Origin of the sequence: Bacillus sp. C30, from assembly GCF_040838255.1 — a bacterium.
In the GTDB taxonomy this organism is placed as follows: domain Bacteria; phylum Bacillota; class Bacilli; order Bacillales; family Bacillaceae_G; genus Bacillus_A; species Bacillus_A mycoides.
The window spans coordinates 1-25,039 of the sequence record NZ_JBFPJH010000032.1 but is presented as its reverse complement, the minus strand read 5'-3'; the positions used below and the strand labels follow the sequence as shown (position 1 = coordinate 25,039).

At 34.8% G+C, this 25,039-nt stretch carries 17 protein-coding genes and 6 pseudogenes; 8 read left to right on the top strand and 15 right to left on the bottom strand.

The window, feature by feature from the left end; translation table 11 throughout:
• Window positions 1–69 precede the first annotated feature (69 nt).
• Window positions 70–1,623 (top strand): ABC-F family ATP-binding cassette domain-containing protein, encoded by a 1,554-nt coding sequence (locus AB3X49_RS06250; RefSeq protein WP_002130147.1) that lies wholly within the window; start codon window positions 70–72, stop codon window positions 1,621–1,623.
• A 23-nt stretch (window positions 1,624–1,646) separates the two neighbouring features.
• Here AB3X49_RS06250 and AB3X49_RS06245 read toward each other — a convergent pair whose 3' ends face one another.
• Window positions 1,647–2,528 (bottom strand): TetR/AcrR family transcriptional regulator, encoded by an 882-nt coding sequence (locus tag AB3X49_RS06245; RefSeq protein WP_016127608.1) that lies wholly within the window; start codon window positions 2,526–2,528, stop codon window positions 1,647–1,649.
• 299 nt (window positions 2,529–2,827) lie between these two features.
• On the opposite strand from AB3X49_RS06245, the gene AB3X49_RS06240 reads away from it, so the two are divergent.
• Window positions 2,828–5,944: an efflux RND transporter permease subunit gene (locus AB3X49_RS06240; RefSeq protein WP_367961021.1), complete on the top strand. Its 3,117-nt coding sequence runs from the start codon at window positions 2,828–2,830 to the stop codon at window positions 5,942–5,944.
• 25 nt (window positions 5,945–5,969) lie between these two features.
• On the opposite strand, the gene msrB is transcribed toward AB3X49_RS06240, so the two are convergent.
• The 7 genes and pseudogenes from msrB to lytS form a co-directional block, all read right to left on the bottom strand.
• Window positions 5,970–6,422: a peptide-methionine (R)-S-oxide reductase MsrB gene (gene msrB / locus AB3X49_RS23175; RefSeq protein ID WP_370458379.1), complete on the bottom strand. Its 453-nt coding sequence runs from the start codon at window positions 6,420–6,422 to the stop codon at window positions 5,970–5,972.
• Window positions 6,411–6,935 (bottom strand): annotated as a pseudogene (gene msrA, locus AB3X49_RS23170) (peptide-methionine (S)-S-oxide reductase MsrA); the annotation flags it as partial. The gene msrB and the pseudogene msrA, both read right to left, overlap by 12 nt.
• A gap of 101 nt (window positions 6,936–7,036) precedes the next feature.
• Complete coding sequence (locus AB3X49_RS06230; RefSeq protein WP_159147352.1) at window positions 7,037–8,071, bottom strand: AI-2E family transporter; 1,035 nt, start codon at window positions 8,069–8,071, stop codon at window positions 7,037–7,039.
• Between the two features lie 334 nt (window positions 8,072–8,405).
• Window positions 8,406–9,099 (bottom strand): annotated as a pseudogene (gene lrgB / locus AB3X49_RS06225) (antiholin-like protein LrgB).
• A gap of 34 nt (window positions 9,100–9,133) precedes the next feature.
• Window positions 9,134–9,565, bottom strand: a complete 432-nt coding sequence (lrgA, locus tag AB3X49_RS06220) for an antiholin-like murein hydrolase modulator LrgA (protein ID WP_088293190.1) — start codon at window positions 9,563–9,565, stop codon at window positions 9,134–9,136.
• Window positions 9,566–9,698: 133 nt separating this feature from the next.
• Entirely contained in the window at window positions 9,699–10,439 is a 741-nt protein-coding gene (locus tag AB3X49_RS06215; RefSeq protein ID WP_088293189.1) for a LytR/AlgR family response regulator transcription factor, read from the bottom strand.
• Window positions 10,417–12,186 carry a two-component system sensor histidine kinase LytS gene (gene lytS / locus AB3X49_RS06210; RefSeq protein WP_002089899.1) on the bottom strand — a complete coding sequence of 590 codons (1,770 nt, stop codon included), beginning with the start codon at window positions 12,184–12,186 and terminating at the stop codon, window positions 10,417–10,419. The genes AB3X49_RS06215 and lytS overlap by 23 nt, the downstream gene beginning before the upstream one ends.
• A 328-nt stretch (window positions 12,187–12,514) precedes the next feature.
• Between lytS and AB3X49_RS06205 the strand changes: the two are divergent.
• Window positions 12,515–13,812 (top strand): annotated as a pseudogene (locus AB3X49_RS06205) (MFS transporter).
• Window positions 13,813–13,931: 119 nt separating this feature from the next.
• Here the strand turns inward: AB3X49_RS06205 and AB3X49_RS06200 are convergent.
• The gene (locus tag AB3X49_RS06200) at window positions 13,932–15,500 is read right to left on the bottom strand and encodes a BCCT family transporter (RefSeq protein ID WP_367961017.1); all 1,569 of its coding nucleotides are present in this window, start codon (window positions 15,498–15,500) and stop codon (window positions 13,932–13,934) included.
• Between the two features lie 362 nt (window positions 15,501–15,862).
• The gene (locus tag AB3X49_RS06195) at window positions 15,863–16,933 is read right to left on the bottom strand and encodes a nitric oxide synthase oxygenase (protein WP_367961015.1); all 1,071 of its coding nucleotides are present in this window, start codon (window positions 16,931–16,933) and stop codon (window positions 15,863–15,865) included.
• A 217-nt stretch (window positions 16,934–17,150) separates the two neighbouring features.
• On the opposite strand from AB3X49_RS06195, the gene sodA reads away from it, so the two are divergent.
• Window positions 17,151–17,777 carry a superoxide dismutase [Mn] gene (sodA, locus tag AB3X49_RS06190; protein WP_199627391.1) on the top strand — a complete coding sequence of 209 codons (627 nt, stop codon included), beginning with the start codon at window positions 17,151–17,153 and terminating at the stop codon, window positions 17,775–17,777.
• Between the two features lie 88 nt (window positions 17,778–17,865).
• Here the strand turns inward: sodA and AB3X49_RS06185 are convergent, their stop codons facing one another.
• The gene (locus AB3X49_RS06185; RefSeq protein ID WP_367961013.1) at window positions 17,866–18,810 is read right to left on the bottom strand and encodes an NAD-dependent epimerase/dehydratase family protein; all 945 of its coding nucleotides are present in this window, start codon (window positions 18,808–18,810) and stop codon (window positions 17,866–17,868) included.
• A 43-nt stretch (window positions 18,811–18,853) separates the two neighbouring features.
• Complete coding sequence (locus AB3X49_RS06180) at window positions 18,854–19,444, bottom strand: AmiS/UreI family transporter (protein WP_002068662.1); 591 nt, start codon at window positions 19,442–19,444, stop codon at window positions 18,854–18,856.
• 523 nt (window positions 19,445–19,967) lie between these two features.
• On the opposite strand from AB3X49_RS06180, the gene AB3X49_RS06175 reads away from it, so the two are divergent.
• The 3 genes and pseudogenes from AB3X49_RS06175 to pelG form a co-directional block, all read left to right on the top strand.
• Window positions 19,968–20,369, top strand: a complete 402-nt coding sequence (locus AB3X49_RS06175; protein WP_002143948.1) for a hypothetical protein — start codon at window positions 19,968–19,970, stop codon at window positions 20,367–20,369.
• Window positions 20,370–20,472: 103 nt separating this feature from the next.
• A pseudogene (pelF, locus tag AB3X49_RS06170) lies at window positions 20,473–21,231 on the top strand (GT4 family glycosyltransferase PelF); the annotation flags it as partial.
• Window positions 21,220–22,294, top strand: a pseudogene (pelG, locus tag AB3X49_RS06165) (exopolysaccharide Pel transporter PelG); the annotation flags it as partial. The pseudogenes pelF and pelG, both read left to right, overlap by 12 nt.
• Window positions 22,295–22,343: 49 nt before the next feature.
• On the opposite strand, the gene galE reads toward pelG, so the two are convergent.
• Window positions 22,344–23,360, bottom strand: a complete 1,017-nt coding sequence (gene galE, locus AB3X49_RS06160) for a UDP-glucose 4-epimerase GalE (RefSeq protein WP_367961010.1) — start codon at window positions 23,358–23,360, stop codon at window positions 22,344–22,346.
• 184 nt (window positions 23,361–23,544) lie between these two features.
• A complete protein-coding gene (gene trhA / locus AB3X49_RS06155; RefSeq protein ID WP_367961008.1) occupies window positions 23,545–24,192 on the bottom strand; it encodes a PAQR family membrane homeostasis protein TrhA in 648 nt (215 codons plus the stop codon).
• A gap of 164 nt (window positions 24,193–24,356) precedes the next feature.
• On the opposite strand from trhA, the gene AB3X49_RS06150 reads away from it, so the two are divergent.
• A complete protein-coding gene (locus AB3X49_RS06150) occupies window positions 24,357–24,917 on the top strand; it encodes a DUF1836 domain-containing protein (RefSeq protein WP_002035007.1) in 561 nt (186 codons plus the stop codon).
• 43 nt (window positions 24,918–24,960) lie between these two features.
• Here the strand turns inward: AB3X49_RS06150 and AB3X49_RS06145 are convergent.
• Window positions 24,961–25,039 (bottom strand): annotated as a pseudogene (locus tag AB3X49_RS06145) (helicase-related protein); the annotation flags it as partial.

The window sequence follows — 25,039 nt, the reverse complement described above, 5'->3', positions numbered from 1 at the left end:
GGATAGCATTATACTCAATAATTTAGTATCATGATTCAAGGTACTATTTCAAGTTGGACGGAGGATACTATGAGCTTATTAACAGTAGAAAAACTAGGCCATACATTTGGCGATCGCACATTATTTAAAGATGTATCCATGCGTTTACTAGCAGGAGAACATGTCGGATTAGTCGGTGCAAACGGTGTTGGTAAATCAACATTTATGAATATTATTACTGGTCAACTTATCCATGATGAAGGCCGTGTAGAATGGACACCTGGTACAAATTACAGTTACTTAGACCAGCATACAATTTTAACACCTGGTCGCACAATTCGTGATGTATTAGCTGACGCGTTTTTACCTTTATTTGAAAAAGAAAAAGCTTTAAATGAAGTTGCAGAAAAAATGGGAACGGCAACACCGGAAGAATTAGAGGACCTTCTTGAGCAGATGGCAGAAATCCAAGATGCTCTCGAAGCAGGTGGTTTCTATTTACTAGATATGAAAATCGAAGAGGCAGCAAGAGGTCTTGGAATTGATGCAATCGGTTTAGATCGTGATGTTTCAGCACTAAGTGGTGGACAACGTACAAAAGTATTACTTGCAAAGCTATTACTTGAGCAACCAGAAGTGTTATTACTCGATGAGCCTACTAACTATTTAGACGTTGAACATATTCATTGGTTAACTAATTATTTAAAAGAATATCCACATGCATTCTTATTAATTTCTCATGATACGGAATTTATGAACAAATGCGTTGATGTTATTTTCCATCTAGAATTTACAAAAATGACGCGCTATACAGCGACATACGAAAAATTCCTAGAGTTAGCCGAAATTAATAAAAATCAACATATAAATGCTTATGAAAAACAGAAAGAGTTTATTAAAAAGCAGGAAGACTTTATTGCAAAGAACAAAGCTCGCTATTCAACGACAGGTCGTGCAAAAAGTCGTCAAAAACAACTTGATCGCATGGAGCGTATTGATCGTCCTGAAACAGCAATTAAGCCAGAGTTCTCATTTAAAGAGTGTCGTGCAAGTAGCCGTTTCGTCTTTGAAGGTGAAGATGTAGAAATCGGATATACACATCCGTTATTACCAAAACTAACAATGACAATTGAACGCGGTGAAAAAATTGCCATCGTTGGTTGTAATGGTGTTGGTAAATCAACATTACTAAAAACGATTTTAGGAAAAATTAAACCTTTAAGCGGTAAAACAAGTCTTGGTGACTTCTTAGAGCCTGCATACTTCGAGCAAGAAGTAAAAGCTGATAATATAACACCAATTGATGACGTTTGGAACACATTCCCTAGCATGGACCAACATCAAGTTCGTGCAATGTTAGCGAAATGCGGATTAAAAAACGAGCATATCTCTCGCCCGCTAAATCAATTAAGTGGTGGCGAACAAGCAAAAGTTCGTTTATGTAAGTTAATGGGTGAAGAAAGTAACTGGATCCTATTTGATGAGCCAACAAACCATCTTGATGTTACAGCAAAGGAAGAACTTCAAAAAGCTCTGAAGGCATATAAAGGGACAATCCTTCTTGTATGTCACGAACCAGAATTTTATGAAGGCTGGATTACAAAAACTTGGAATGTTGAAGAATGGTCACAAAATAATTCTTAATTATAATAGAAAATCCTTGCGTTCTATATGCAAGGATTTTTTATATTATAGTATGCCGTAAGCCTCAATCGAAACTCATTTAAACTAGGATATACCGCTAAATTAGCAAGCATACCTCTAATGACTGGAATTCTTGGATTTTGCAATCTCATTTCTGCTTCTAAAACATCTAAAGTTACAAGTAACTCATCATTTTCTAATTGATCAGCTAATGTTCGTTTAAATACAATAATTTCACTTAGAAAATGTTCCTTCACCTGTTCCTTAATAAGTTCGGAACTACAAAGAAATTCTCCCAGTCTCTCTTCATGTAGGACAGGTTCCTCCGAAGATTCTAGAAGCCCCTCTACTAAATTATCTATCCTCTGTAAAATAAAGGTCGAAACATAGGATAAATCAATTTCCGGTGCATTTAAAATAATTAATTGTAAATAACCATGGCATATTCCTTCTACCATAATTACCAAATCTAATAAATATGGACTGACTTTGTCACCATAAATGGACAGTAAGCTATTCCGATAAAATGCATGAGACTCTAATTTCATCCTCATCATAAACTCTTCTACTTCTTTATTAAACGGAATTGCATTTTCTCTTGCATGCATAATAATAAATTCTTTATGTTTTTGCACATCAGTAAACTGACAATATAATTGTTTTTCAAATTTTTCACGTGGTAATAAAGATTCTTTTTCAATATCCAGCATTTTCTTCTGAATCTTGTCATAATAATATCGAAGTGTGGCCAATAATAACTCATCTTTTGATTTGAAATATAAATAAAAAGCTCCTTTTGATATACCACATGCGGTTACGATTTCTTGTACTGACGTTGCATTTACACCCTTAGTTGCAAATAACCTCATAGCCATCTCTATAATTAAGCGCTCTTTTTCTTTCATATTCTCTCTCCTAAATTTAATCTCGCATCTTATGTAAATTCAAACTTGATTTTATTCCACATTAACTGAAAATAAAACTCCCCATCTAAAATTTAATGGAGTAAATGGTTTATATAGAAGCCTTTCCATCTATAAAATCCGGTTAGTAAAAGCCAATGATCAGAAAAAGAATAGGAAACCGACTACTTACAGTTTGATTTTATTATACCATCTCTTTTCATTGACGACTGACCAATCGGTCAGTTATATTATGTATTAGACTGACCGATTGGTCAATATAATAAAAAGGGAGCGCAAACATGAACAAAATCATCAATTTCACGTTAAAAAATAAGTTCGCAGTTTGGCTACTAACCATTATTGTTACTATTGCGGGTATTTATTCTGGACTCAATATGAAGCTGGAGACAATTCCTGATATTACAACACCGATTGTAACAGTAACCACGGTTTATCCTGGTGCTACACCAGAAGAAGTAGCTGATAAAATTTCAAAACCAATGGAAGAACAACTCCAAAATTTAAGCGGTGTAAACGTTGTTAGTTCATCATCTTATCAAAACGCATCTTCTATTCAGGTAGAATATGATTTTGATAAAAATATGGAAAAAGCCGAAACGGAAATTAAAGAATCGCTCGCAAACGTGAAACTGCCAGAAGGTGTGAAAGACCCGAAAGTCTCACGAGTAAACTTTAATGCCTTTCCTGTTATTTCATTAAGCGTAGCGAGTAAAAATGAATCTTTAGCTGCCTTAACAGAAAATGTAGAAAAAAATGTTGTTCCTGGATTAAAAGGACTTGATGGTGTCGCATCTGTTCAAATCGCAGGTCAACAAGTAGACGAAGTACAGCTTGTCTTCAAAAAAGATAAGATGAAAGAATTAGGTTTAAGTGAAGATACTGTAAAAAATATGATTAAAGGTTCGGACGTATCGTTACCACTTGGCTTATATACATTTAAAGATACGGAAAAATCAGTTGTTGTCGATGGTAACATTACAACAATTAAAGCATTAAAAGAATTAAAAATTCCAGCTATCCCTTCATCACCGAATGGTCAAGGTAGCCAAAACGCTGGTGCTGGAACACAAGCACCACAGATGAATCCGGCCGCTATGAATGGCATACCAACGGTTACATTAGAAGAGATTGCTGATATTAAAGAAGTTGGAAAAGCGGAATCCATTTCTCGAACGAATGGAAAAGAAGCAATCGGTATTCAAATTGTGAAGGCTGCTGATGCGAATACAGTTGATGTTGTAAATGCAGTTAAAGATAAAGTAAAAGACCTTGAGAAAAAATATAAAGACTTAGAGATTATTTCAACATTCGATCAAGGTGCGCCTATTGAAAAATCAGTCGAAACAATGCTTAGCAAAGCTATTTTCGGTGCTATCTTTGCGATTGTTATTATTATGTTGTTCCTGCGAAACATTCGAACAACACTAATCTCTGTCGTTTCTATACCACTTTCTTTATTAATTGCAGTTTTAGTAATAAAACAAATGGATATTACCCTTAACATTATGACACTTGGAGCAATGACAGTTGCTATTGGACGCGTTGTTGATGACTCAATTGTTGTTATTGAAAATATTTACCGACGTATGTCTTTATCAGAAGAGAAATTACGTGGGAAAGATTTAATTCGTGAAGCTACGAAAGAAATGTTTATCCCGATTATGTCTTCTACAATTGTAACAATCGCTGTATTCTTACCTCTTGGGCTTGTAAAGGGTATGATTGGTGAAATGTTCTTACCATTTGCTTTAACAATTGTTTTTGCCCTACTTGCTTCCTTACTTGTGGCAGTTACAATTGTGCCGATGCTAGCACATTCCTTATTTAAGAAGGAAAGCATGAGAGAAAAAGAAGTACATCATGAGGAAAAACCAAGCAAATTAGCAAACGGCTATAAACGTATACTTGAATGGGCGTTAAACCATAAAATTATTACATCAAGTATCACAGTCCTCCTATTAGTAGGCAGCCTTGCACTTGTACCAATCATCGGTGTCAGCTTCTTACCATCTGAAGAAGAAAAAATGATTATCGCAACGTACAAACCTGAGCCAGGTCAAACGTTAGACGACGTTGAAAAAATTGCAACGAAAGCTGAAAAGCATTTCCAAGATAAAAAAGACGTCAAAACGATTCAATTCTCATTAGGCGGCGAAAACCCAATGAGCCCTGGTCAAACAAATCAAGCGATGTTCTTCGTTCAATATGATAACGATACGAAAAACTTTGAAAAAGAGAAAGAACAAGTCGTTAAAGATTTACAAAAGATGTCTGGAAAAGGTGAATGGAAAAACCAAGATTTCGGAGCAGGTGGCGGTAGTAACGAAATTAAGCTATACGTTTATGGAGATAGCTCTGAAGAAATTAAGCCTGTCGTGAAAGACATTCAAAATATCATGAAGAAAAATAAAGATTTAAAAGACATAGACTCTAGTGTTGCAAAAACATATGCAGAATATACTTTAGTCGCTGATCAAGAAAAGTTAAGTAAAATGGGGCTAACTGCTGCTCAAATTGGAATGGGACTTTCTAATCAACATGACCGCCCTGTTCTTACAACAATTAAAAAAGATGATAAAGATATAAATGTATATGTAGAAACTGAAAAACAAAACTATGAAACGATCGATGACTTAACAAATCGTAAAATTACAACACCACTTGGTAATGAAGTTGCCGTTAAAGATGTTATGACTGTAAAAGAAGGTGAAACTTCTAACACAGTAACACATCGTGATGGCCGTGTTTATGCGGAAGTTAGTGCAAAACTAACATCTGATGACGTTTCAAAAGCATCTGCCGCTGTTCAAAAAGAAGTAGATAAAATGGATCTTCCTTCTGGTATAGATGTTTCTATGGGTGGTGTTACACAAGATATTCAAGAATCATTCAAGCAACTTGGCTTCGCGATGTTAGCTGCGATTGCCATTGTATACTTCGTTCTTGTTGTTACATTTGGCGGTGCCCTTGCACCATTCGCAATTTTATTCTCGCTACCATTCACAATCATTGGTGCACTCGTTGCCTTATTAATTTCTGGCGAAACGTTAAGCGTATCTGCGATGATTGGGGCTCTTATGCTAATTGGTATCGTTGTAACGAACGCAATCGTGCTCATTGACCGTGTTATTCATAAAGAAAATGACGGCCTATCAACACGTGAAGCATTATTAGAAGCTGGTACAACACGCCTGCGTCCTATCTTAATGACTGCAATTGCAACAATCGGGGCTCTTATCCCGCTTGCATTAGGATTTGAAGGTAGCGGCTTAATTTCTAAAGGACTTGGCGTAACAGTAATTGGTGGATTAACAAGTTCAACGTTATTAACACTTCTTATTGTTCCAATCGTTTATGAAGCATTAAGCAAATTTAAAAAGAAAAAAGTAAAATAAAAAAATAACCTCGCTGACTGCGAGGTTATTTTTTATTCCCAAACAAGATTAGGAAATCACCATATCCTTCTTTTTCTAAATCTTCTTTTTGAATAAAGCGTAGCGCTGCCGAATTAATACAATAACGAAGGCCGTTTTGTCCTGGGCCGTCTGGAAATACATGCCCAAGATGTGAATCTCCTTCTTTACTTCTCACTTCCGTACGCGTCATATTATGGCTAACATCCATTTTTTCTTTCACACTAGCTGACATAACTGGTTTCGTAAAACTCGGCCATCCACAGCCGCTATCGAACTTATCGAAAGAAGTAAATAATGGTTCCCCCGAAACAATATCTACATAAAGCCCTTCTTCTTTATGATTCCAATACTCATTTTGAAAAGGCGGTTCTGTCCCATTTTCCTGTGTTACATAAAACTGCATCTCGTTTAATCTTTCTTTTAAATGAGCATTATTCTTTGGCCAATGTTGTTTAATAAAAGCATCTCGACCTGAGCCTTTACGATATAACTCATAGCGAAATGTATTCTTCTTATAATATCCTTGGTGATATTCTTCAGCTGGATAAAACGTAGCAGCTGGCAATATTTTTGTCGCAATTGGCTTCGAAAAATGCCCACTTTTCTCGAGCTCTTCTTTTGAAGCCTCTGCCTTTTTATGTTGTTCTTCATTATGATAAAAAATCACCGTTTCATAAGACTGTCCACGGTCGTGGAATTGTCCCCCTATATCAGTCGGGTCAATTTGTCTCCAATATATATTTAACAACTCTTCATACGGCATTTTATTTGCATCAAATGTAATTTGTACTGCTTCATAATGCCCAGTTGTTTCCGAGCACACTTCTTTATACGTTGGATCCTCTTTATGGCCACCTGTATAGCCTGAAACAACCTGTATAATCCCTTCCATCTCTTCAAATGGCGAAACCATACACCAGAAACACCCTCCGGCAAACGTAGCTAACTCTATCTTTTCATTTACAGCCATTATTTCACCCCTATTCTATCTTCTCCTTACAGTATGGCATAAGGAACGTCATGTTATAAAAGAAAAAGCATCGAACATCGATGCTTTTTCTTTACTTCACTTTATTTTTTTCCAACGTCCTTCTCCATTTCATCACTTGTCACATCTAAGACATCTAATAAGAAAATGAAGATTGGAATACCGATAATAAGTCCCCACACACCTAAGAAATGCTCAGAGAAAATTAATATCATAAATGTGTAGAAGATTGGTAAGTTTGTTTTTTGAGACATAAACTTCGGATTTAATACATAGCTCTCAAGTGCATGAATTACTGTTACGATAACTACAATATAAACGACATATATAATACCGCCAATATTGTAAGCAATCATACAGAGTGGGAATAACGAGATAATAACACCCGCCACTGGAATTAAACCAAGCAAGAAAATCATTAACGCTAAACCTAGTAATTGCGGGAATCCTAATATCCATAATGCAATAACAGATAAAACACAGTTAACAATTGCAATTAAAAATTGTGCTTCGATTACTTTTCCAAATGAACGTGCAAATTTCTTTCCGAAATACTCTATTTCGTTATAGAAAATTGCAAGTCGGCTTTCTTTAAATTTCGAAGTAAAAGCAACGATACGTGCTTTTTCAAGTAAGAAAAATAAACTTAAAATTACAGAAAGTAAAACTTGAAGGCCAAATTTCCCAACATTCGTAATAGATTTATACAAAATGTCTACGCCTTGCCCCACATATTTAGAAAGCTCCATATGATTAACAGCATTAACTGCATACTTAATTAATTCACTATCAGGTGGATTTCTTAAAAATACATTAAATTGATAAATCAATTGTGAAATTTGTATTGTTAATACCGGTAAATATTTAAATAGCGTAATGGCAATTCCCGCCACTAACATTACATATAAAAGCGCTATAATAATTTTTCGATTAATTGGCATGAAATGATCTAATTTACGAGAAATAAACTTTTGGAATCGATCCATTAAATACGTCAACATAAACGTAATTAAAATTAAATTTAACATACTTTGCATCCCATACAATATGAGAGCAAGTAATACTAATACGATTAACCTCTGAAATCCTTTGCTTTGAAACAGGTTTTTTATTTGCATAATCGACGAGTACTCTCTCCTGTCCTATAAAGTAAAACGTTAACAAGTAGATCTCTCTCTATTTTCTACTTATAATTATCCTTTAATATTAAAGCCATTGCGAGCAATTTATATTCAACCCTAACCACCCGTTAATTGTGCTATATATTATGTTACTTCTTATTTTACAATACAATGACCTATTTCAGAACGCATTATACGTAGTATTAATGAAGATTTAAGGAAACTTTTATCCTTCAATAGGTCTTACCACTACTGTAACATAAAAAGCAAGCTATCAGTAGAAATCCGTCCTACAAATAACTTGCTTTTATATTTTTTTTAGTAAGTTTTATCATCCAATAAACGGCATGAACATTGGAATAACCACCACTGTTACGACACCAACCACTGTCACAGCGATACTGGCCATAGCTGCTTCTACTTCACCCATTTCGATACCTACTGCAACCCCTAACGCATGTCCTGCTGTTCCAAGCGCTAAACCTTTAGCAATCCGGGTGTTTCGCTCTAAATGTTTTTAAGAATAAAGCTCCTAATGCGTATACGATAACAGCATTAAAGATAACTGCAAATGATGTAATTGCTGGAATACCACCGATACTTTCAGAGATTGGTAATGCAATTGCTGTTGTTGCTGCCTGCGGTAACATTGAGTTCATTACAGCTGTATCTAGACCAATTGCTTTTGCGACAATGAACACAACAACCACTGAACAAATAGATCCAACCACAATAGCCGATAAAATTTGCCACCAATATTTTTTTAACTTATCAACTTGTTTATATAATGGAATTGCAAACGCGATTGTTGCTGGTTCTAAGAAGAAGCTAATCATTTTTCCGCCAGTATTATATTCTTCAAAAGTAAAGTTACCTACTTTTAGAAAGACAATCCCTAATACCATCGCTACGAATAATGGTGTGAATAAGAAGAATCCTTTTGAATGCTTAAATAATAATGTTCCGATTCCGTATGCGATTAATGAAACGACGATTCCGAAATATGGAGTCATTGTGCTTGCCATGTTCATTCCCTCCTAACAATATATACTAAATTGGTTACGCAACTTTTCCGTGCTTGCGTCCTTTATCTACTACTTTCAATTCTTTCGTATCTTCTATTTCTTTATCGTCTTTTCCTAAAATAAATTGTGCAAATAATCCTGTTACAGCGAGTAAAATAATTGTTGCGACAACAATTACAGTTAAAATTTGTACAAAATATTGTCCCATTACACCGAGAGAATTAATAACCGAAATACCTGATGGAACGAAAAGGAATCCGATAATACCTGTTAAGGCCGTTCCGAATGATTCAACTTGTTCCAATTTAATAACTTTTAAACATAATAGGCTAAATAAAATAACTAATCCGATCACCGATGAAGGCATCGGAATTGGTAAATGCGTTGCAATAATATTAGAAACTAACATAATAGCTGAAAATATGAATGCTTGTGATAAGAAACTATATACTTTTTTCGTACTCATTTTGGCCACCTCTTTCGATTTGGTACCTTTATTGTATAAGATAAAAATAAAACTGTAAGCGTTTACATAACAGAACGTCAAATATACAAAATTAGTTACAAAAATAGGCAGACGAAATACAAAAAGCTGCTTCTTAAATACGAAGCAGCTTTTTAAGTTCTTTTGCATATGTACGGCTAACCGGGACTTTGGATCCCTCTTTCATAATTAAGTTATAAGTCGAATTAAACCACGGCTGTATCTCAGAAATATGATTAATATTAGCAACGAAACTACGATGAACACGCATAAAAATTGTTTGTGGTAATTTCTTTTCCAAAATGACAAGCGTATCATGTGTTACATATGTTTCTTTCATTGTTTTTACAGTTACTTTCCCATCTACAAGCCCTACATAAATAATATCTTCAATGTTAACAAGTACAATTGATTCCTCAATTGGTAATGCTAATTTATGCATCTCGGCCGTTACATCTACACTCTTTACATCTTGCTTTGTTTCTAACTTTGTTTGCTTTTGTTTTTTATATTTCTTTAATGTCTGTACGATACGTTCTTCATCAAATGGCTTTAAAATGTAATCTAACGCATCTACTTCAAATGCTTGCAATGCATATTGATCATAGGCAGTAGCAAACACAATTGAAGGTGGGTTTTTCATTTTCTTTAATATATTTGCGATTTCAAATCCATTATCATCAGATAATTGAATATCTAGAAAAACAATATCTGGTTTGTTTTTCATTAATTCTTCTAATGCATCCTCTACACAATCCGCCTCACCAATTATCTCTACTTCTTTTGTTTTCTCTAATAAATATTTCAATTCATCCCGTGCTAACATTTCATCATCAACTACTAATACTTTTAACACTCCGTTTTTCCTCCTCTACTTTTTTCGGAATCACAAAGAGGATCTTTGTCCCTTGCTCTAATTCACTTTCAATTTGAAGCATTGTCTCTTTCCCAAATAACCCGATAAGTCGTTCATTAATATTATATAAGGCTGTTCCCGTCCCTTTCTTTGATGGAACTACCATTTTTCCTAATTGCTCTAGACGTTCACTCTCAATCCCTTGTCCATTATCCTTTACTTCAAAGTGAACCATCCCTTCTTTTTCAAACACATGTACCTCGACTTGGCACACTGGCTGCTTTTTCGGAAAAGCATGGCGCAATGCATTTTCAACTAATAGCTGAAGCACAAATGGTGGAACTAAAGTCACCTTTAATGCCTCTTCAATGTACATCTTCACTTCATACTTATTCGGAAACCTCGCTTGCTCTAACGATAAATATGCATGTACATGATTCAACTCTTGTTCTAATGGAATAAGTAATTGTCGTGCCCCTTGCAAATTACAACGAAAATAAACGCTAAGCTGCAATAATAATTTTCTCGCTTTCTCTACATCTGTTCGGCATAAAGCTGATACTGTATTAATTGCATTAAATAAAAAATGCGGATTGATTTGTGCTTGCAACGCTTTTATTTCGGCATCTTGCAATAACTTACTTTGTAACTCAGCTTCACCTAACTCAAGCTGTGTGGAGAATATTTTCGCTAGCCCTTCCGCTAACTCTTCTTCAACACGACTTAATTGATTAGGGTTTTTAAAATAAAGTTTTAATGTTCCTATCGTATTTCCATGTGAAGTTAATGGAATAACAACTGCCGCTTGTAATGGACACCCTTCATGTTGACAATTAATAATCTCACGTGATTTTGCCTTCATTATTTTCCCTGTTTTTAATACTTCTTTTGATAAACCTGTTATTAAACTGTGTGAAGGAATATGATGATCTGATGCTAATCCAACGTGAGCTAAGATTTCCTCTGTATCTGTTAAGGATACCGCATCTGTTCCCGTAAAGCGGTGAATAATTTGTGCCACATGTTTACAAGACTCTTCTGTTAACCCTTGGCGGAAATATGGTAACGTCTTATCAGCAATTCGTAATACTTTATGCGTTTGCAAAGCTTTTGCGTTTTCTTCTTGTCGTAAAATAGCTAGTATCATCGAAAGTAAAATGAAACTGCCAAAACTATTTACAAGAATCATCGGTAGCGCAATTGTTTTCACAACACTAAGTCCATCTTCTATAATTAATAGAATCATAAGCATTTCTAAAGTAACGATAAAAACACTTAAAATCGCAGAAAATTTAGGAGTAATAGTACGGTTATATTTTTTGAAAATGTATCCAATATAACCTGTTATAATCCCAGCCAAAATTGATGAAATTGCACAACTTACTGCCGTCGTCCCGCCAAGCATATAACGATGAATACCCGCAATAGAACCTACTCCAATTCCGACGATAGGACCGCCAAGCAATCCACTAATTCCAACACCCATGATTCGTGTATTCGCAATTGTGCTGGATGATGAAACACCTTGTAACCAATTTTCATTCATAATAGTATTTCCTGCTATTTCAATCCCTGTGTAATTGCTTACAATTGTAAACACTGAAAAAATACAAATAAGCTTAAACTTATCTACATATCCGTCTTGCTTATGAAGAAGACGCCGGAACGTTTTAATATGAGAGAGTAAAAATCCTAAAATAACAATAAGTCCGACGCGTTCAATCATCATAAGTACTAAATTTAGCATCTGTGATTCATTCCTTTTTATATTAGTTAGTTTTATTATGGGAAAATAATGAAGCGTGCGTCAAGGAGAATGAAATGTTTTTTGAAATATTTTACACATAACTATCCCCTCTTTATTTGACAATCTAACAGAAGAGTGCTAAAAATAAAGTAATATAATACAGTCCTTTAACCCAACCCCGTGAGGTTGAGAAGGAAGTCGGAATATACTATACGTATGGTCTTTTTTAGGGATACGTATGCTTTTTTGGCCTTCTCATCATATCAGGTGAGAAGGCCTTTTGTTATTCTTCCATAGCGACTGTAGAAGAAAATAAGGAGGAGTAATGATGAACGTCACTACTGATGTACAATCAACAACAGAGGAGACGAAAGAGAAAAGATATAAAACATTGTTTGGTTCTGCGCTAGGATATGCAGCAGAAGGTTTAGACATGTTGCTCTTATCTTTCGTACTCGTCTACATTTTAAAAGAATTTCATTTAAGCCCTGTTGAAGGTGGAAACTTAACATTAGCTACCACAATAGGAATGCTAATCGGGTCTTATTTATTTGGATTTATTGCTGATTTATTTGGGCGTATCCGTACGATGGCCTTCACAATCTTACTATTCTCACTAGCAACAGCACTTATTTATTTCGCAACAGATTATTGGCAATTATTAATTCTTCGCTTTTTAGTTGGAATGGGAGTTGGTGGTGAATTCGGGATTGGGATGGCCATCGTAACTGAAACATGGTCTAAAGAAATGCGCGCTAAGGCGACATCCGTTGTTGCACTCGGATGGCAATTTGGCGTACTAGTCGCTTCACTCCTTCCGGCATTTATCGTCCCGCATTTCGGATGGAGAGCTGTTTTCTTATTTGGACTCATTCCCGCTCTACTAGCTGTTTACGTCCGCAAAAGTTTAAGTGAACCGAAAATATGGGAACAAAAACAACGATACAAAAAAGAATTGTTACAAAAAGAAGCTAAAGGTAATTTAACAACTACTGAGGCAGAACAACTAAAGCAAATGAAAAAGTTCCCACTTCGAAAGTTATTTGCCAATAAAAAAGTAACGATAACAACAATTGGTCTTATTATTATGTCATTCATCCAGAACTTCGGATATTATGGAATTTTCACATGGATGCCAACTATTTAGCGAATAAATATAACTACACATTAGCAAAAGCGAGCGGCTGGATGTTCATCTCTACGATCGGCATGCTAATTGGAATTGCGACTTTTGGTATTCTAGCCGATAAAATTGGTCGACGTAAAACTTTTACAATCTATTATGTCGGTGGTACTATATACTGTCTCATTTACTTCTTCTTATTCACAGACTCAACATCATTGTTATGGGGAAGTGCATTGCTTGGATTCTTTGCCAATGGCATGATGGGGGGATTCAGAGCAATTTTAGCTGAAAACTATCCTGCTGAAGCTCGCTCGACAGCAGAGAACTTTATTTTCGGTACAGGACGTGGGTTAGCTGGATTTGGACCTGTTATTATCGGCTTACTTGCTGCAGGTGGTAATTTAATGGGAGCATTATCTCTCATCTTCATTATCTATCCAATCGGTTTAGTTACAATGCTATTATGTGTCCCAGAGACGAAAGATAAAGTATTAGAATAGATTGAAACTATACGAAATGTTTATCCAAATACTGTCCCCTCAGGAAAAGTATTTGGATAAATAGCAAAGAGGAAGCATCTCAAATGAAATGCTTCCTCTTCTTATATAAATACAATTATTTATTTTGATTTACTAGCTTTTTGGAACAAGAAGCTAGTTTTATCTTCTTCTTTTACAATACCTTGTTTTAACGCTAATTCCCCTGCGACTTTAGGCGCTAGCCATAGCATTGGGAATAACAGAATAGACACTGGAACAGCCGTCACTACAATGAAGGATTGTAAGGCGTTAATACTTCCCTCACCCATATATAAAAGAATCGCCGCAACTGCGCCCATAATAAGCGACCAAAAAACTCGCAAACTAATTCTAGGATCTCCATCTCCAGTCACTGCCATTGAAATCGAATAAGCCATTGAATCTCCTGTTGTCACTACAAATAAAATTGTTAATAAAAGAAATGCAGGTCCAATAATATTAGATAGTGGCAGTTGCTCTGTAATTGCAATCATAGCCGCTGGCATACCAGATTCACTTAATGCGGTCGAGATAGAACCAGGATTCATTAACTCATAAAACACACCTGATCCCCCTAGTATAGTAAACCAAAACGTTGTAATAATAGGTGCAATAATTCCAATTGCAACGATGATTTCTCGGATTGTTCTTCCTCTTGAAATTCGGCTCACTAAAATTGCCATCATCGGTCCATATCCAATAAACCATCCCCAGAAAAAGATTGTCCACGATCCTAACCAAGCTGTATCACCACGATATGTGCTCATTGGAATAAATTCATTTATATAAAATCCAAACGAAGAAACAAATGAATCGATAATAAATCCACCTGGTCCAAATAGTAATACAAATACCATTAATAGAACTGCTAACCTAACATTTAAATTACTTATAATTTGAATCCCTTTATCAATTCCTGTTACCGCAGATATAGTAGAAACAGCTACTACACAAACAATAATGGCTAATTGAGTAGTAAACACATCAGGAATGTTAAACAATGCTTGTAACCCATAACTTGCTTGTAGTCCTAAAAATCCGATTGGACCAATCGTCCCTGCAGCTACCGCAATAATGGCAAATACATCGATCATTGTTCCAAGCCAACTCTTTCGCAATTTCTCTCCAAAAATAGGATATAAAAGCGTTCGAGGTTTTAAAGGCATATCTTTATGATAATGCCCGTACATCATAACTACCGCACTAATTGTACCTAAAATCGTCCAAGCCAGGAAACCCCAGTGCATATAACTTTGTGCTAAAGCCGGCATTACCGCTTCTTTCGTTCCAGCAGTTATACCTTCATGTATTGGTGGCACCGTCATCAAATGGTACATCGGCTCTGCGGCTGCCCAAAAAACGCCACCTCCGGCAAGTAATGTAGACATAATAATAGCGAGCCATTTTGTCGTACTAATCTCAGGTTTTTCTAGTCCCCCAAGTTTAACTCTCCCATATTTCGAAAACGCCATACAAATTGCAACAACAAATGTACCAATTAATAAAACCTGCCAAAAGGCACCAAAATATTTAATTGAAGCTGCAAAACTGCTATTAATGGCTCCCTCTACGTAACTTTTATTTAAAATAACTGCAATTACAAATAATAAAAGTGAGCCACCACTAATAAGAAATACAGGCCAATCCGTTTTTCGACTCTTCATCCTCATTTACACTTCCTCCTTCCTCAGCAATCTAAAAAAACAACTTTATTATGTTTTCTTGTTTACACCCAAAACACAATGATTATATAAGCATAATAATTCATCAATTTCCTACACACTTATGTTGTCCCTAAAAATATGCTAAATCCCTTATTTAAAAGAAAATTTCTATTCCTATTACATAAAAAAGCAAAACAAAAGACCTTATATTTCTATAAGGTCTTCGAAACAGAAATTTGATTATAACATAAGGAACTCCTTGGTTCAAAAAGCCCTTTCCAAAAATAGCCGATAGTAAAGGCTTCCATTTGCTACGTAACAGTAATTAAAAAAAATTATATTTTGCAGAAAAAAAACTATACTAGCTATTATTTATGAAAGAAATTCGGCTTCAAAATTTCATTTGGATACGGTTTATGATAAATATGAGTGGTAGCTGGCGACAACGGTGGAATGAGCCACACCCAATTACCTGTTACAACCCGTCCACATGCCGCTTCCTGCTTCTCAAATTGTTGAAATTGTTGTGCAGCTGTATGGTGATCCACAATACTAACTCCTTGTTTTTTAAAAGAATGTAAAACAGCCACGTTTAATTCAATTAGCGCCTTGTCTTTCCATAACGTACCGTTTCTCGATGTATCGAGCTTCATCATCTCCGCAACAGCCGGAAGTAAATTATAGCGATCATGATCCGCTAAGTTACGAGCCCCAATCTCCGTTCCCATATACCATCCATTGAACGGGGCTGCCGTATAAGAAATACCGCCAATTTCTAAGCACATATCTGAAATCATTGGAACCCCATACCATTTTGCTCCAAGTGACGAAATCGGGTATTCTGGGTGTTCAATTGGCACTTCTTTTACTTCTTCTCTCGGAATTTCTTTATATATAGGTGCCTTCCCGTTTATAGAAAACACAAGTGGCAATACATCGAAATTCGTACCTTCTCCTTGCCAGCCAAGTTCCTGACAAAAATCTGTAAACGCAGTGGAATGAGAGTCACCAATCACTCCCATTTCTGTTTTATATCCTGCATACCGAATCAATTGGTGATTATAAATTCGTATATTATTTTCTTCACCTTGATATTGCTTAAAAATTGTAATTGTCGGTTTAACTTTCCCATCGTTCGTTGCATATTTAATATGATGAATTAATGCATTGTATACACCTTCCTCATCATTTACCTCACGTGCATCTAATATGTGCATCTTACTCCAAAATAGTCTTCCGATACATCGATTACTATTGCGCCATGCCATTCGTGATCCATGAACAAGTTCTTCAAATGTATGCTCATACGTCCCCGTCTTCTCTATCTCAGCTTGAATTTCTTTTATTCTCTCTTCTATGAATTGTTCTTTATTAAGCTCTTTATAGCAAACCTTAATAAAATGACTCGCTTCCTCTATTAATTGTTTCGATTTACTCATAAACGATCTCCTTCTATTTCAACAAAACGTTACTACTTTACAGTATAAGCAAAAAGAATAAGAGTCACAAATGAAAGTCGAAGTGTTACTTTTATTGTAATATTTTTCAGAAAATTAAAGAGATTACTATTGACTTGTATAAAAAATAGGTGTATTTTTGACTCAGGTAAATTATTTTTACCTAGACCAACTTTTTAATAAGAAAGGAGGGAATGTTATGTCTTCATTTCAATTGCCAAAGCTTTCATATGACTATGATGAACTAGAGCCATATATCGATAGCAATACGCTTTCTATTCATCATGGAAAGCACCATGCGACATACGTAAATAACTTGAATGCCGCTTTAGAAAACTATACGGAATTACATAATAAATCTTTAGAAGAGTTACTATGTAATTTAGAAACTTTACCAAAAGAAATTGTTACAGCTGTCAGAAATAACGGTGGTGGACATTATTGTCATAGTCTTTTTTGGGAATTAATGAGCCCGCGAGGTGGCGGTGAGCCTAATGGAGACGTTGCAAAAGTAATTGATTATTATTTCAATACCTTTGACAACTTAAAAGATCAACTTTCCAAAGCAGCTATTAGTCGTTTTGGAAGTGGCTATGGATGGCTTGTTCTTGACGGTGAGGAACTTTCCGTTATGAGTACACCCAATCAAGATACACCTTTGCAAGAAGGTAAAATTCCATTACTCGTCATCGATGTATGGGAACACGCCTATTATTTAAAGTATCAAAATCGGCGTCCAGAATTTGTTACCAACTGGTGGCATACGGTGAACTGGGACCTGGTAAATGAAAAGTATTTACAAGCAATTCAATCACAAACACATTAGTCGTGCGTATAAGGTAAATTTGGTAATGTAAAATTAGTATTGTCGAAATCCTCCAGAATCCCCCGGATTGCCACCGGGGGATTTATGATTATTTCATTGTATTTATGTAATAACGTAAAACTTTTTCCGTCTCTAATTTCAACTCTCGGAACGGGAATCCTAATTCACGAGCCTTTCCATTATGTAACGTACAATTAATCACTCCATTATAAGGAGCTATATTATCTCCTACTTCTTGAATGAGCGCTTTTCTCCCGGTATTCTCTTCTATGAAACGAATAACTTCTCTGGTAGAAACCACCCCGTTACTACAAGCATTAATTGGCCCTTCTATGTTTTCCATCCCGCACCAAGCTAAAAACTGTCCTGCTTCCTTTTCATGTATAAATGACAACTCTCCATCTACATGATCCACAACGATAGACCCTTGTTTCACAACATGTTCAACGTAAAATTGTAATCTTTTCGTATAATCGTTTTCTCCAATAACAACTGGAAAACGCACTGCGACAACTGGAAATGTTGCATGTTGAAATAAAACTGCTTCGGCTAATCGCTTACCTTCACTATAATTGAAATCATTCCTACCTCCATACGTAATTGTATACTCGTACGGATTGAAGTTTTCTTCTAACAGGCCTAGCGCAGGCTCATAGACAGCCATTGAAGATGTCATAATGTATTTCTTCGTTTTTCCTTTTAGCACTTCACATATTATCTTCGCTGCATTCGAGCTATAGCATAAATTATCGTATACGATATCATAACTTTTACCTTCAAAACGCTCTTCTAGTAGCCTCTCATCTTCTCTATCTACAATCAGTCTTTTTACTGCACCTCCAAAGGAATCTTCAGTAACTCCCCTCGTCGCAATGGTTACATCATGTCCAGCTTGCAACAGTACTTCTACTAAATGTTTACCAAAAAATCTTGTTCCCCCTAGCACCAATACTTTTTTCACCTTCATCATCCCCGTTTTCAAAAATTGTAAAATACTACCTCTATTATTATAAACGCTAAAATAAAAAAACATGGAATCAGTTTAACGATTCCATGTTTTCTCTACACACGATACATTAACGTACTCGATATTTAAAAATACAATAGCAGCAATATAAAATAGAAATTACTGATACATAAACCCATAGTTCATATATGAATCCCTCGCCCCATACTCCCATAAAATAAAAGAGTGAAGGCAATGTCAATGTTACCCATGATTGTACAAAGGCAATTCTGCCAAGATATTGATTGATATTCTTTTTTTGTGCATTTAATACAAAGAATAAATACCAAAGTAATGCCCACATAAACCATGTTAACGCATTAACAACATCGTGGAATTGAACAAATGAAACAATCATATAGAATAAAGCAATAATTGCTACCCAAATACAGAACCAGCCTAGTCCACTACTATCCATTCCTTTAATAAAAGTAACGCCTACATATAAATAAGTTAAACCAAATAAAAAAGTAGCCGCATATGAATATACCGTCCAATTACTTTGATCAGAAATCATAATCAAATAGAACGGAATGATAATTTGTAATGCCCCCACAAATAAATTAAAGACACCTGCACTTTTCATCTCTACTTTGCCTAATATGACAAGACTATTTAAAAATAAAGCTGCACCTGAAAGTAATAATCCTACGTAACCCATATATATTCGTGTGAAAATCTTTCCCTTTCACACTTTTAACCTCCCCACAATATAAAGTGATACTTTATCCCGCATTAACGAGCAGTAAAACTCCCACCTCAAAATTCAGCTAGAGCAAAGAAGTTAAGTGGGAGATCAACTGCCCGTAAAGCCTGATTAGTGAAGGCTAATAATCAATGGGGATGAACAACCCCCACCCACTGATTAAAGTTTCACTTTATTATTTTTCTTCCTATTTAAAACTACATACATAATTTTTAATCTGAATAAGTTAGACTTCCTACCTTAAAAAATAACAAATTTAAAACGCTTTCAATAATAAATAACCCTATCAAAACATGAAATAGGATTCCTTGATTATAAACGTACTCTAACAATGATACAAGTGTTGGAATACTTTTCAATACTACGTTTTGAATTTCTATAAAAAATTAGTAGAATGATACATTTTCCCTATCTCATTCTATTAATTATTTGCATAGAATATCGTACACTCATATTAATTTAGAAAGGTTTGATATTTATGCCTCTTCATTATCCAAATCATTTTGTTTTTCACTCCACAGGTGTATTAACAAGAGAGCCTGCAACTGTTTCAGCAGTAGTAAACATTGTAAATTTAGATGCATATTACACACACCATGTAACTATAGAGGTTTGGGATTGGTCTAACTATTCTAATCCTGTAAAATTACCTGTACTACTTGGTGAAAATACGGAAGTAGCATTCCCATATATTTTACAAGGCAACCACTTAGCAGTTTTTTATGCTGATTTAGATGACTCTATCGATTTGTATGAAATCCGTATTTCTTATCCTGGCCACTCCAATATTGTTGCAAATTGTTTTGGGCGAAGTATCCCGCCATATACAAGCCAAGAAGGTAATACAGTATACCATAAACAACTCGTTCGAATTCATTAAATCTCCCCTATTATGTGAAAGGGGCTAGTCAGTAATACATTTATCTTTATAAGATAATCGTATTACTGACCTAAAGCGTGATAGTCAATCTTGATAGTTTCTCATTTTGAACACTTGCTATTTATATGAAGAAAGTAGTGGATCCTTCTTAAATTACTTTTGGATGTGGAGATCTATGTTCACACCAATAATTCAAATTTTACAAATTGATTTTCCTGAATTAGATCTTATTCATTCTGTATCGACAGGGTATGGTGGATTGCTTGGTGCTGCAATTAGTGCCAAGTCCGATATACCATTTATTCTAACTGAACACGGTATTTATTCTCGGGAGCGTGAAGAAGAAATACTACAATCTACTTGGATACCAATTGAATATAAAAAAAGATGGGTTTCTTTCTTTCATCACTTGTCCCATCAAGCATATGAACAAGCCGCTGATGTAATTACGTTGTTCGGCCGAAATAGTGCATATCAAAAAGAATTAGGTGCTCCGGCCCATAAACTAAAAATCGTTCCAAATGGCGTTACTTTATCTGACTATAAAGGGTTACGTAAACCAAAATACAATTCGGATAAACTCATCATTTCCGCTATTATACGAGTTGTACCAATTAAAGATATAAAAACAATGATTTATGCAGCTAAATTATTATTAGAAAAAGATATTCCATTTATATTTTACTTACTAGGTCCTGATACGGAAGAAGCAGAATATGCTCAGGAATGTCGTGATTTAATTCAACAATTAGGATTAGAAGAGCATGTAATAATGACCGGCAAAGTAAATATTAAAGATTACTTAAAACAAACAGATATTCTCGTATTAACAAGTATATCTGAAGGACAACCATTAGCCTTGTATTATAAAATCGTGATGCTATTTTTATTTTTGGCTTTAAACATCATTTGGATTCAATCCATTTATTTAACAGCAGCTAAAGATTATCAGTCCATCGCTCTTGCATTTTTAATTGGTTCCATTTTCTCCTTATCTGGAATTGCACTTATCGCTTACTGGCATCCAACACTTGGAATAGAACGGATTGGCCCTATTACTTTTAATTTCTTTTACAATCGGGACTTTCATTACATTAGTGTGGTTAAGTATAGTTATTGTACGAATGTTTCCAAATAGTGATGCTACTGAACAATTTACCTTTCTTTCTTATTTAGATAAATATCCAGAACTATTTTGGTCAAGCTTACTTTACAATATTGGCATTTGGGTATGTAACTTTGTTATTTGGTTCGGAGAAGGGCGAGGAAATATTGAAAACACGTTTATTTATCATCAAATTTATGATACATCTGTTTTCTGGGCTTATTTAAGCATTATCCCAACCTATATTTTCTTCGTAGTATCCATTGAAACAAGGTTTTATGAACGGTATAAGAAGTTCTTCGGTTCAGTTAACAATGGGGCGACATTAAATACAATTTTACAATTAAAAGAATCAATGAACTTTGTCCTAAAGCAAGAAATGGAACGAATACTTCGTAATCAAGGTATTTTTTCTTTACTTATTATTTTTATAATATGGATGTTTAGTTCACAATCTGGGAACGTAACACTTGAATACTCTATTTTGCAGCTGACTATAATTGGTGCTTATGCAAACGGGATGGTCCTTGTTATCACATTACTACTCTTATATTTTGAAGATCGTAAAGGAGCATTTCGAACATCAGCCCTGTTCTTTTTTGCAAACCTGTTATTAAGTCTTCTTCTACTTCCATTTGGATTTAATGGTTACGGTATTAGTTTTGCACTCGGATCTTCTATTACATTCTTATATGCTATTTCTAGACTCTTTACTTACATTAAAGATATTGATTACTATACGTTTTGTCAGTCAAATACTCCTATAAAACGGCGAACTTTCTTTACTAAATTTGCTAATAAACTTAATGGAAATAAATAAATAAAAATGACCTTTTGCTCCCGCAAAAGGTCATTTTTTTATCTGTTTATTAAACTTCTAGATAGCCATTTTTGTTATTTGATTGCCATCTCCAAGAGTCTGCACACATCTCTTCTAATCCGCGTTTTGCTTCCCATCCTAATTCACGCTTCGCTTTCGATGCATCTGCAAAACATACTGCCACATCACCAGGACGACGTTCCGTAATTTTATAAGGAACTTCCTTGCCTGAAACTTTTTCAAATGCTTCAACCATTTCTAATACACTATAACCAGTACCTGTACCGAGATTGTATGCATCTATCCCAGTAGTGCCAAGTACCTTTTCAAGCGCCTTTACATGGCCATTTGCTAAGTCTAAAACATGAATATAATCACGGACACCCGTGCCATCTTTTGTTGGATAGTCATTTCCAAATACACTTAATTCCTTTAACTTCCCTACTGCTACTTGTGTTACATATGGCATTAAGTTATTTGGAATTCCGTTTGGATCTTCTCCAATACGTCCACTTTCATGTGCACCAAATGGGTTGAAATAACGAAGTAATGTGATACTCCATTCTGCATCCGCGAATGCTACGTCACGCATAATTTGTTCAATCATTAATTTCGTTTGACCATATGGATTCGTTGCACTTAATGGAAACTCCTCCGTAATTGGTGATGTTTCTGGAATACCATACACTGTTGCAGACGAACTGAAGATCATCTTCTTCACATCATGCTTCTGCATCACTTCACATAGCACTAATGTGCTTGTAATGTTGTTATGATAATACGTTAACGGAATTTCTACTGATTCCCCTACAGCCTTAAAGCCTGCAAAGTGAATAACAGCTTCAATTGTATTTTCTTCAAAAATCGTATCAAGTGCTTCTCGATTTAAAATATCTTCTTTATAAAATTTAAACTGTTTTCCTGTTATCTCTGTCACTCGATTTATAGACTCTACTGAGCTATTCGAAAGATTATCTACTACTATAATTTCGTAACCGTTTTTTAGTAATTCTACGCATGTATGACTACCAATATATCCTGCTCCACCTGTTACAAGTATTGCCATAATTATAGTCCTCCATATTTCATTCATTATAAACTTCTCAAAGTATATCACATATTTCTTATCATATGTTTATTATGCGAACACAGAAACTTACATTTTATCCCATGATTTTTTGTACAATACACGATTCAAATCAGGTAATAAAAAAAACGCCACATAACAGACATCGCGTGGCGTTTTTTGATCAAATTACGTAACAATATACACTTAGAAAATGTGCAAGACTACCTAACAATACAAAAACATGAAAAATTTCATGGTGTCCCATATATTTAAACTCCAACCATTTTGGCTTCGCACCGTAAATAAACCCACCAATTGTATAAAAAATGCCTCCAAGTACTAAGAAAATAATACCTCCTGTACTTAGATTATCAGCTAGCGGTGCAAAGAATAGAACAATTAACCAACCCATTAGAAGATAAATTGCTGTCGATAACCATCTTGGACAATTAAACCAAAACATTTTAAAAGCAATACCACAAATTGCCGTTGCATAAACTAAACAAAATAATAGTAAACCATTTGCCGAATTTAATGTAATTAAGCAAAAGGGTGCATATGTACCTGCAATTAATATGAAAATCATAGAATGATCTAGCTTCCTAAAGAAATAAATAACACGTTCACTGGCTACGACACTATGATACACAGCTGATGCCATATAAAGGACCATCATCCCGATACCGAATAAAATAACAGCTGTAATTGCAGCAACAGATGGCATCTTAACAGAAACTTTCACAAGCATAGCTAATAATGCAATAAATGATAATACAGCTCCTCCTAAGTGAGTAAATGCATTAACCGGTTCTCTTACATAAACATTCATATAAACACCCCTCATATAATTACATGTAGTTTTCATAACTACATGTAATTATATACATATTATCCGTGCGGGTCAACATTTACAATTCATTTGTTTCGTAATACCATATTTAAAGATATACTAAACATTAAGTTCCACTAAGTTTTAAAAGTGAGGGGTTCTACGTGGAAAATATAAATAAATTACTTGAATCATTACATTTAGAAAAAAGTATTAAACTTGAGGATATCCCAAATGTCGACTTATATGTAGACCAAGTTGTCCAACTATTTGAGAATACTTATGCGGATACAACGAGAACTGATGATGAAAAAGTATTAACAAAAACAATGATTAACAATTACGCAAAAGGGAAATTATTCATCCCTATCAAAAATAAAAAGTATTCAAAAGAACATATGATTTTAATCAGCTTAATTTATCAATTAAAAGGAGCTCTTTCCATTAATGATATAAAAAGCTCCTTAGAAAATATAAATGCACCGTTAATAAACGATGATACATTCGAATTAAATACTCTATATAAAGATTACCTTTCTCTTACTGACACCAATGTGGAAAGCTTTAAGCAAGACGTGAATAACCGTGTTAAGGAAGTAAACGAGGTTTCTTCCTTAGAAGATCCAAAGCTAGAAAAGTTTTTATTACTAACATCCTTCGTGACTATGAGTAATATGTATAGACGTTTAGCAGAGAAACTAGTTGATGACCTCAAAGAAACTTAAACAAAAAAACTATCCACCTGTTAGAGGTGGATAGTTTTTTTGTTTACTTAATTGCTTCATGAACCTTTAATTGTTTCCCTTTAATCGTTGTGTTTTTCATAATTTTTAAAACAAGTGGTCCT

What these genes read in the sequence shown, in the direction of transcription:
- sodA (WP_199627391.1), top strand. Translation starts at nt 17,151, where the DNA reads ATGTCTTCATTTCAATTGCCAAAGCTTTCATATGACTATGATGAACTA.
- AB3X49_RS06245 (WP_016127608.1), bottom strand. Translation starts at nt 2,528, where the DNA reads ATGAAAGAAAAAGAGCGCTTAATTATAGAGATGGCTATGAGGTTATTT.
- lrgA (WP_088293190.1), bottom strand. Translation starts at nt 9,565, where the DNA reads ATGAGTACGAAAAAAGTATATAGTTTCTTATCACAAGCATTCATATTT.
- AB3X49_RS06240 (WP_367961021.1), top strand. Translation starts at nt 2,828, where the DNA reads ATGAACAAAATCATCAATTTCACGTTAAAAAATAAGTTCGCAGTTTGG.
- AB3X49_RS06175 (WP_002143948.1), top strand. Translation starts at nt 19,968, where the DNA reads ATGCCTCTTCATTATCCAAATCATTTTGTTTTTCACTCCACAGGTGTA.
- galE (WP_367961010.1), bottom strand. Translation starts at nt 23,360, where the DNA reads ATGGCAATACTTGTAACAGGTGGAGCAGGATATATTGGTAGTCATACA.
- AB3X49_RS06185 (WP_367961013.1), bottom strand. Translation starts at nt 18,810, where the DNA reads ATGTTTTTTTATTTTAGCGTTTATAATAATAGAGGTAGTATTTTACAA.
- AB3X49_RS06230 (WP_159147352.1), bottom strand. Translation starts at nt 8,071, where the DNA reads ATGCAAATAAAAAACCTGTTTCAAAGCAAAGGATTTCAGAGGTTAATC.
- AB3X49_RS06195 (WP_367961015.1), bottom strand. Translation starts at nt 16,933, where the DNA reads ATGAGTAAATCGAAACAATTAATAGAGGAAGCGAGTCATTTTATTAAG.
- AB3X49_RS06180 (WP_002068662.1), bottom strand. Translation starts at nt 19,444, where the DNA reads ATGGGTTACGTAGGATTATTACTTTCAGGTGCAGCTTTATTTTTAAAT.
- AB3X49_RS06200 (WP_367961017.1), bottom strand. Translation starts at nt 15,500, where the DNA reads ATGAGGATGAAGAGTCGAAAAACGGATTGGCCTGTATTTCTTATTAGT.
- trhA (WP_367961008.1), bottom strand. Translation starts at nt 24,192, where the DNA reads ATGAATGTTTATGTAAGAGAACCGGTTAATGCATTTACTCACTTAGGA.
- lytS (WP_002089899.1), bottom strand. Translation starts at nt 12,186, where the DNA reads ATGCTAAATTTAGTACTTATGATGATTGAACGCGTCGGACTTATTGTT.
- AB3X49_RS06250 (WP_002130147.1), top strand. Translation starts at nt 70, where the DNA reads ATGAGCTTATTAACAGTAGAAAAACTAGGCCATACATTTGGCGATCGC.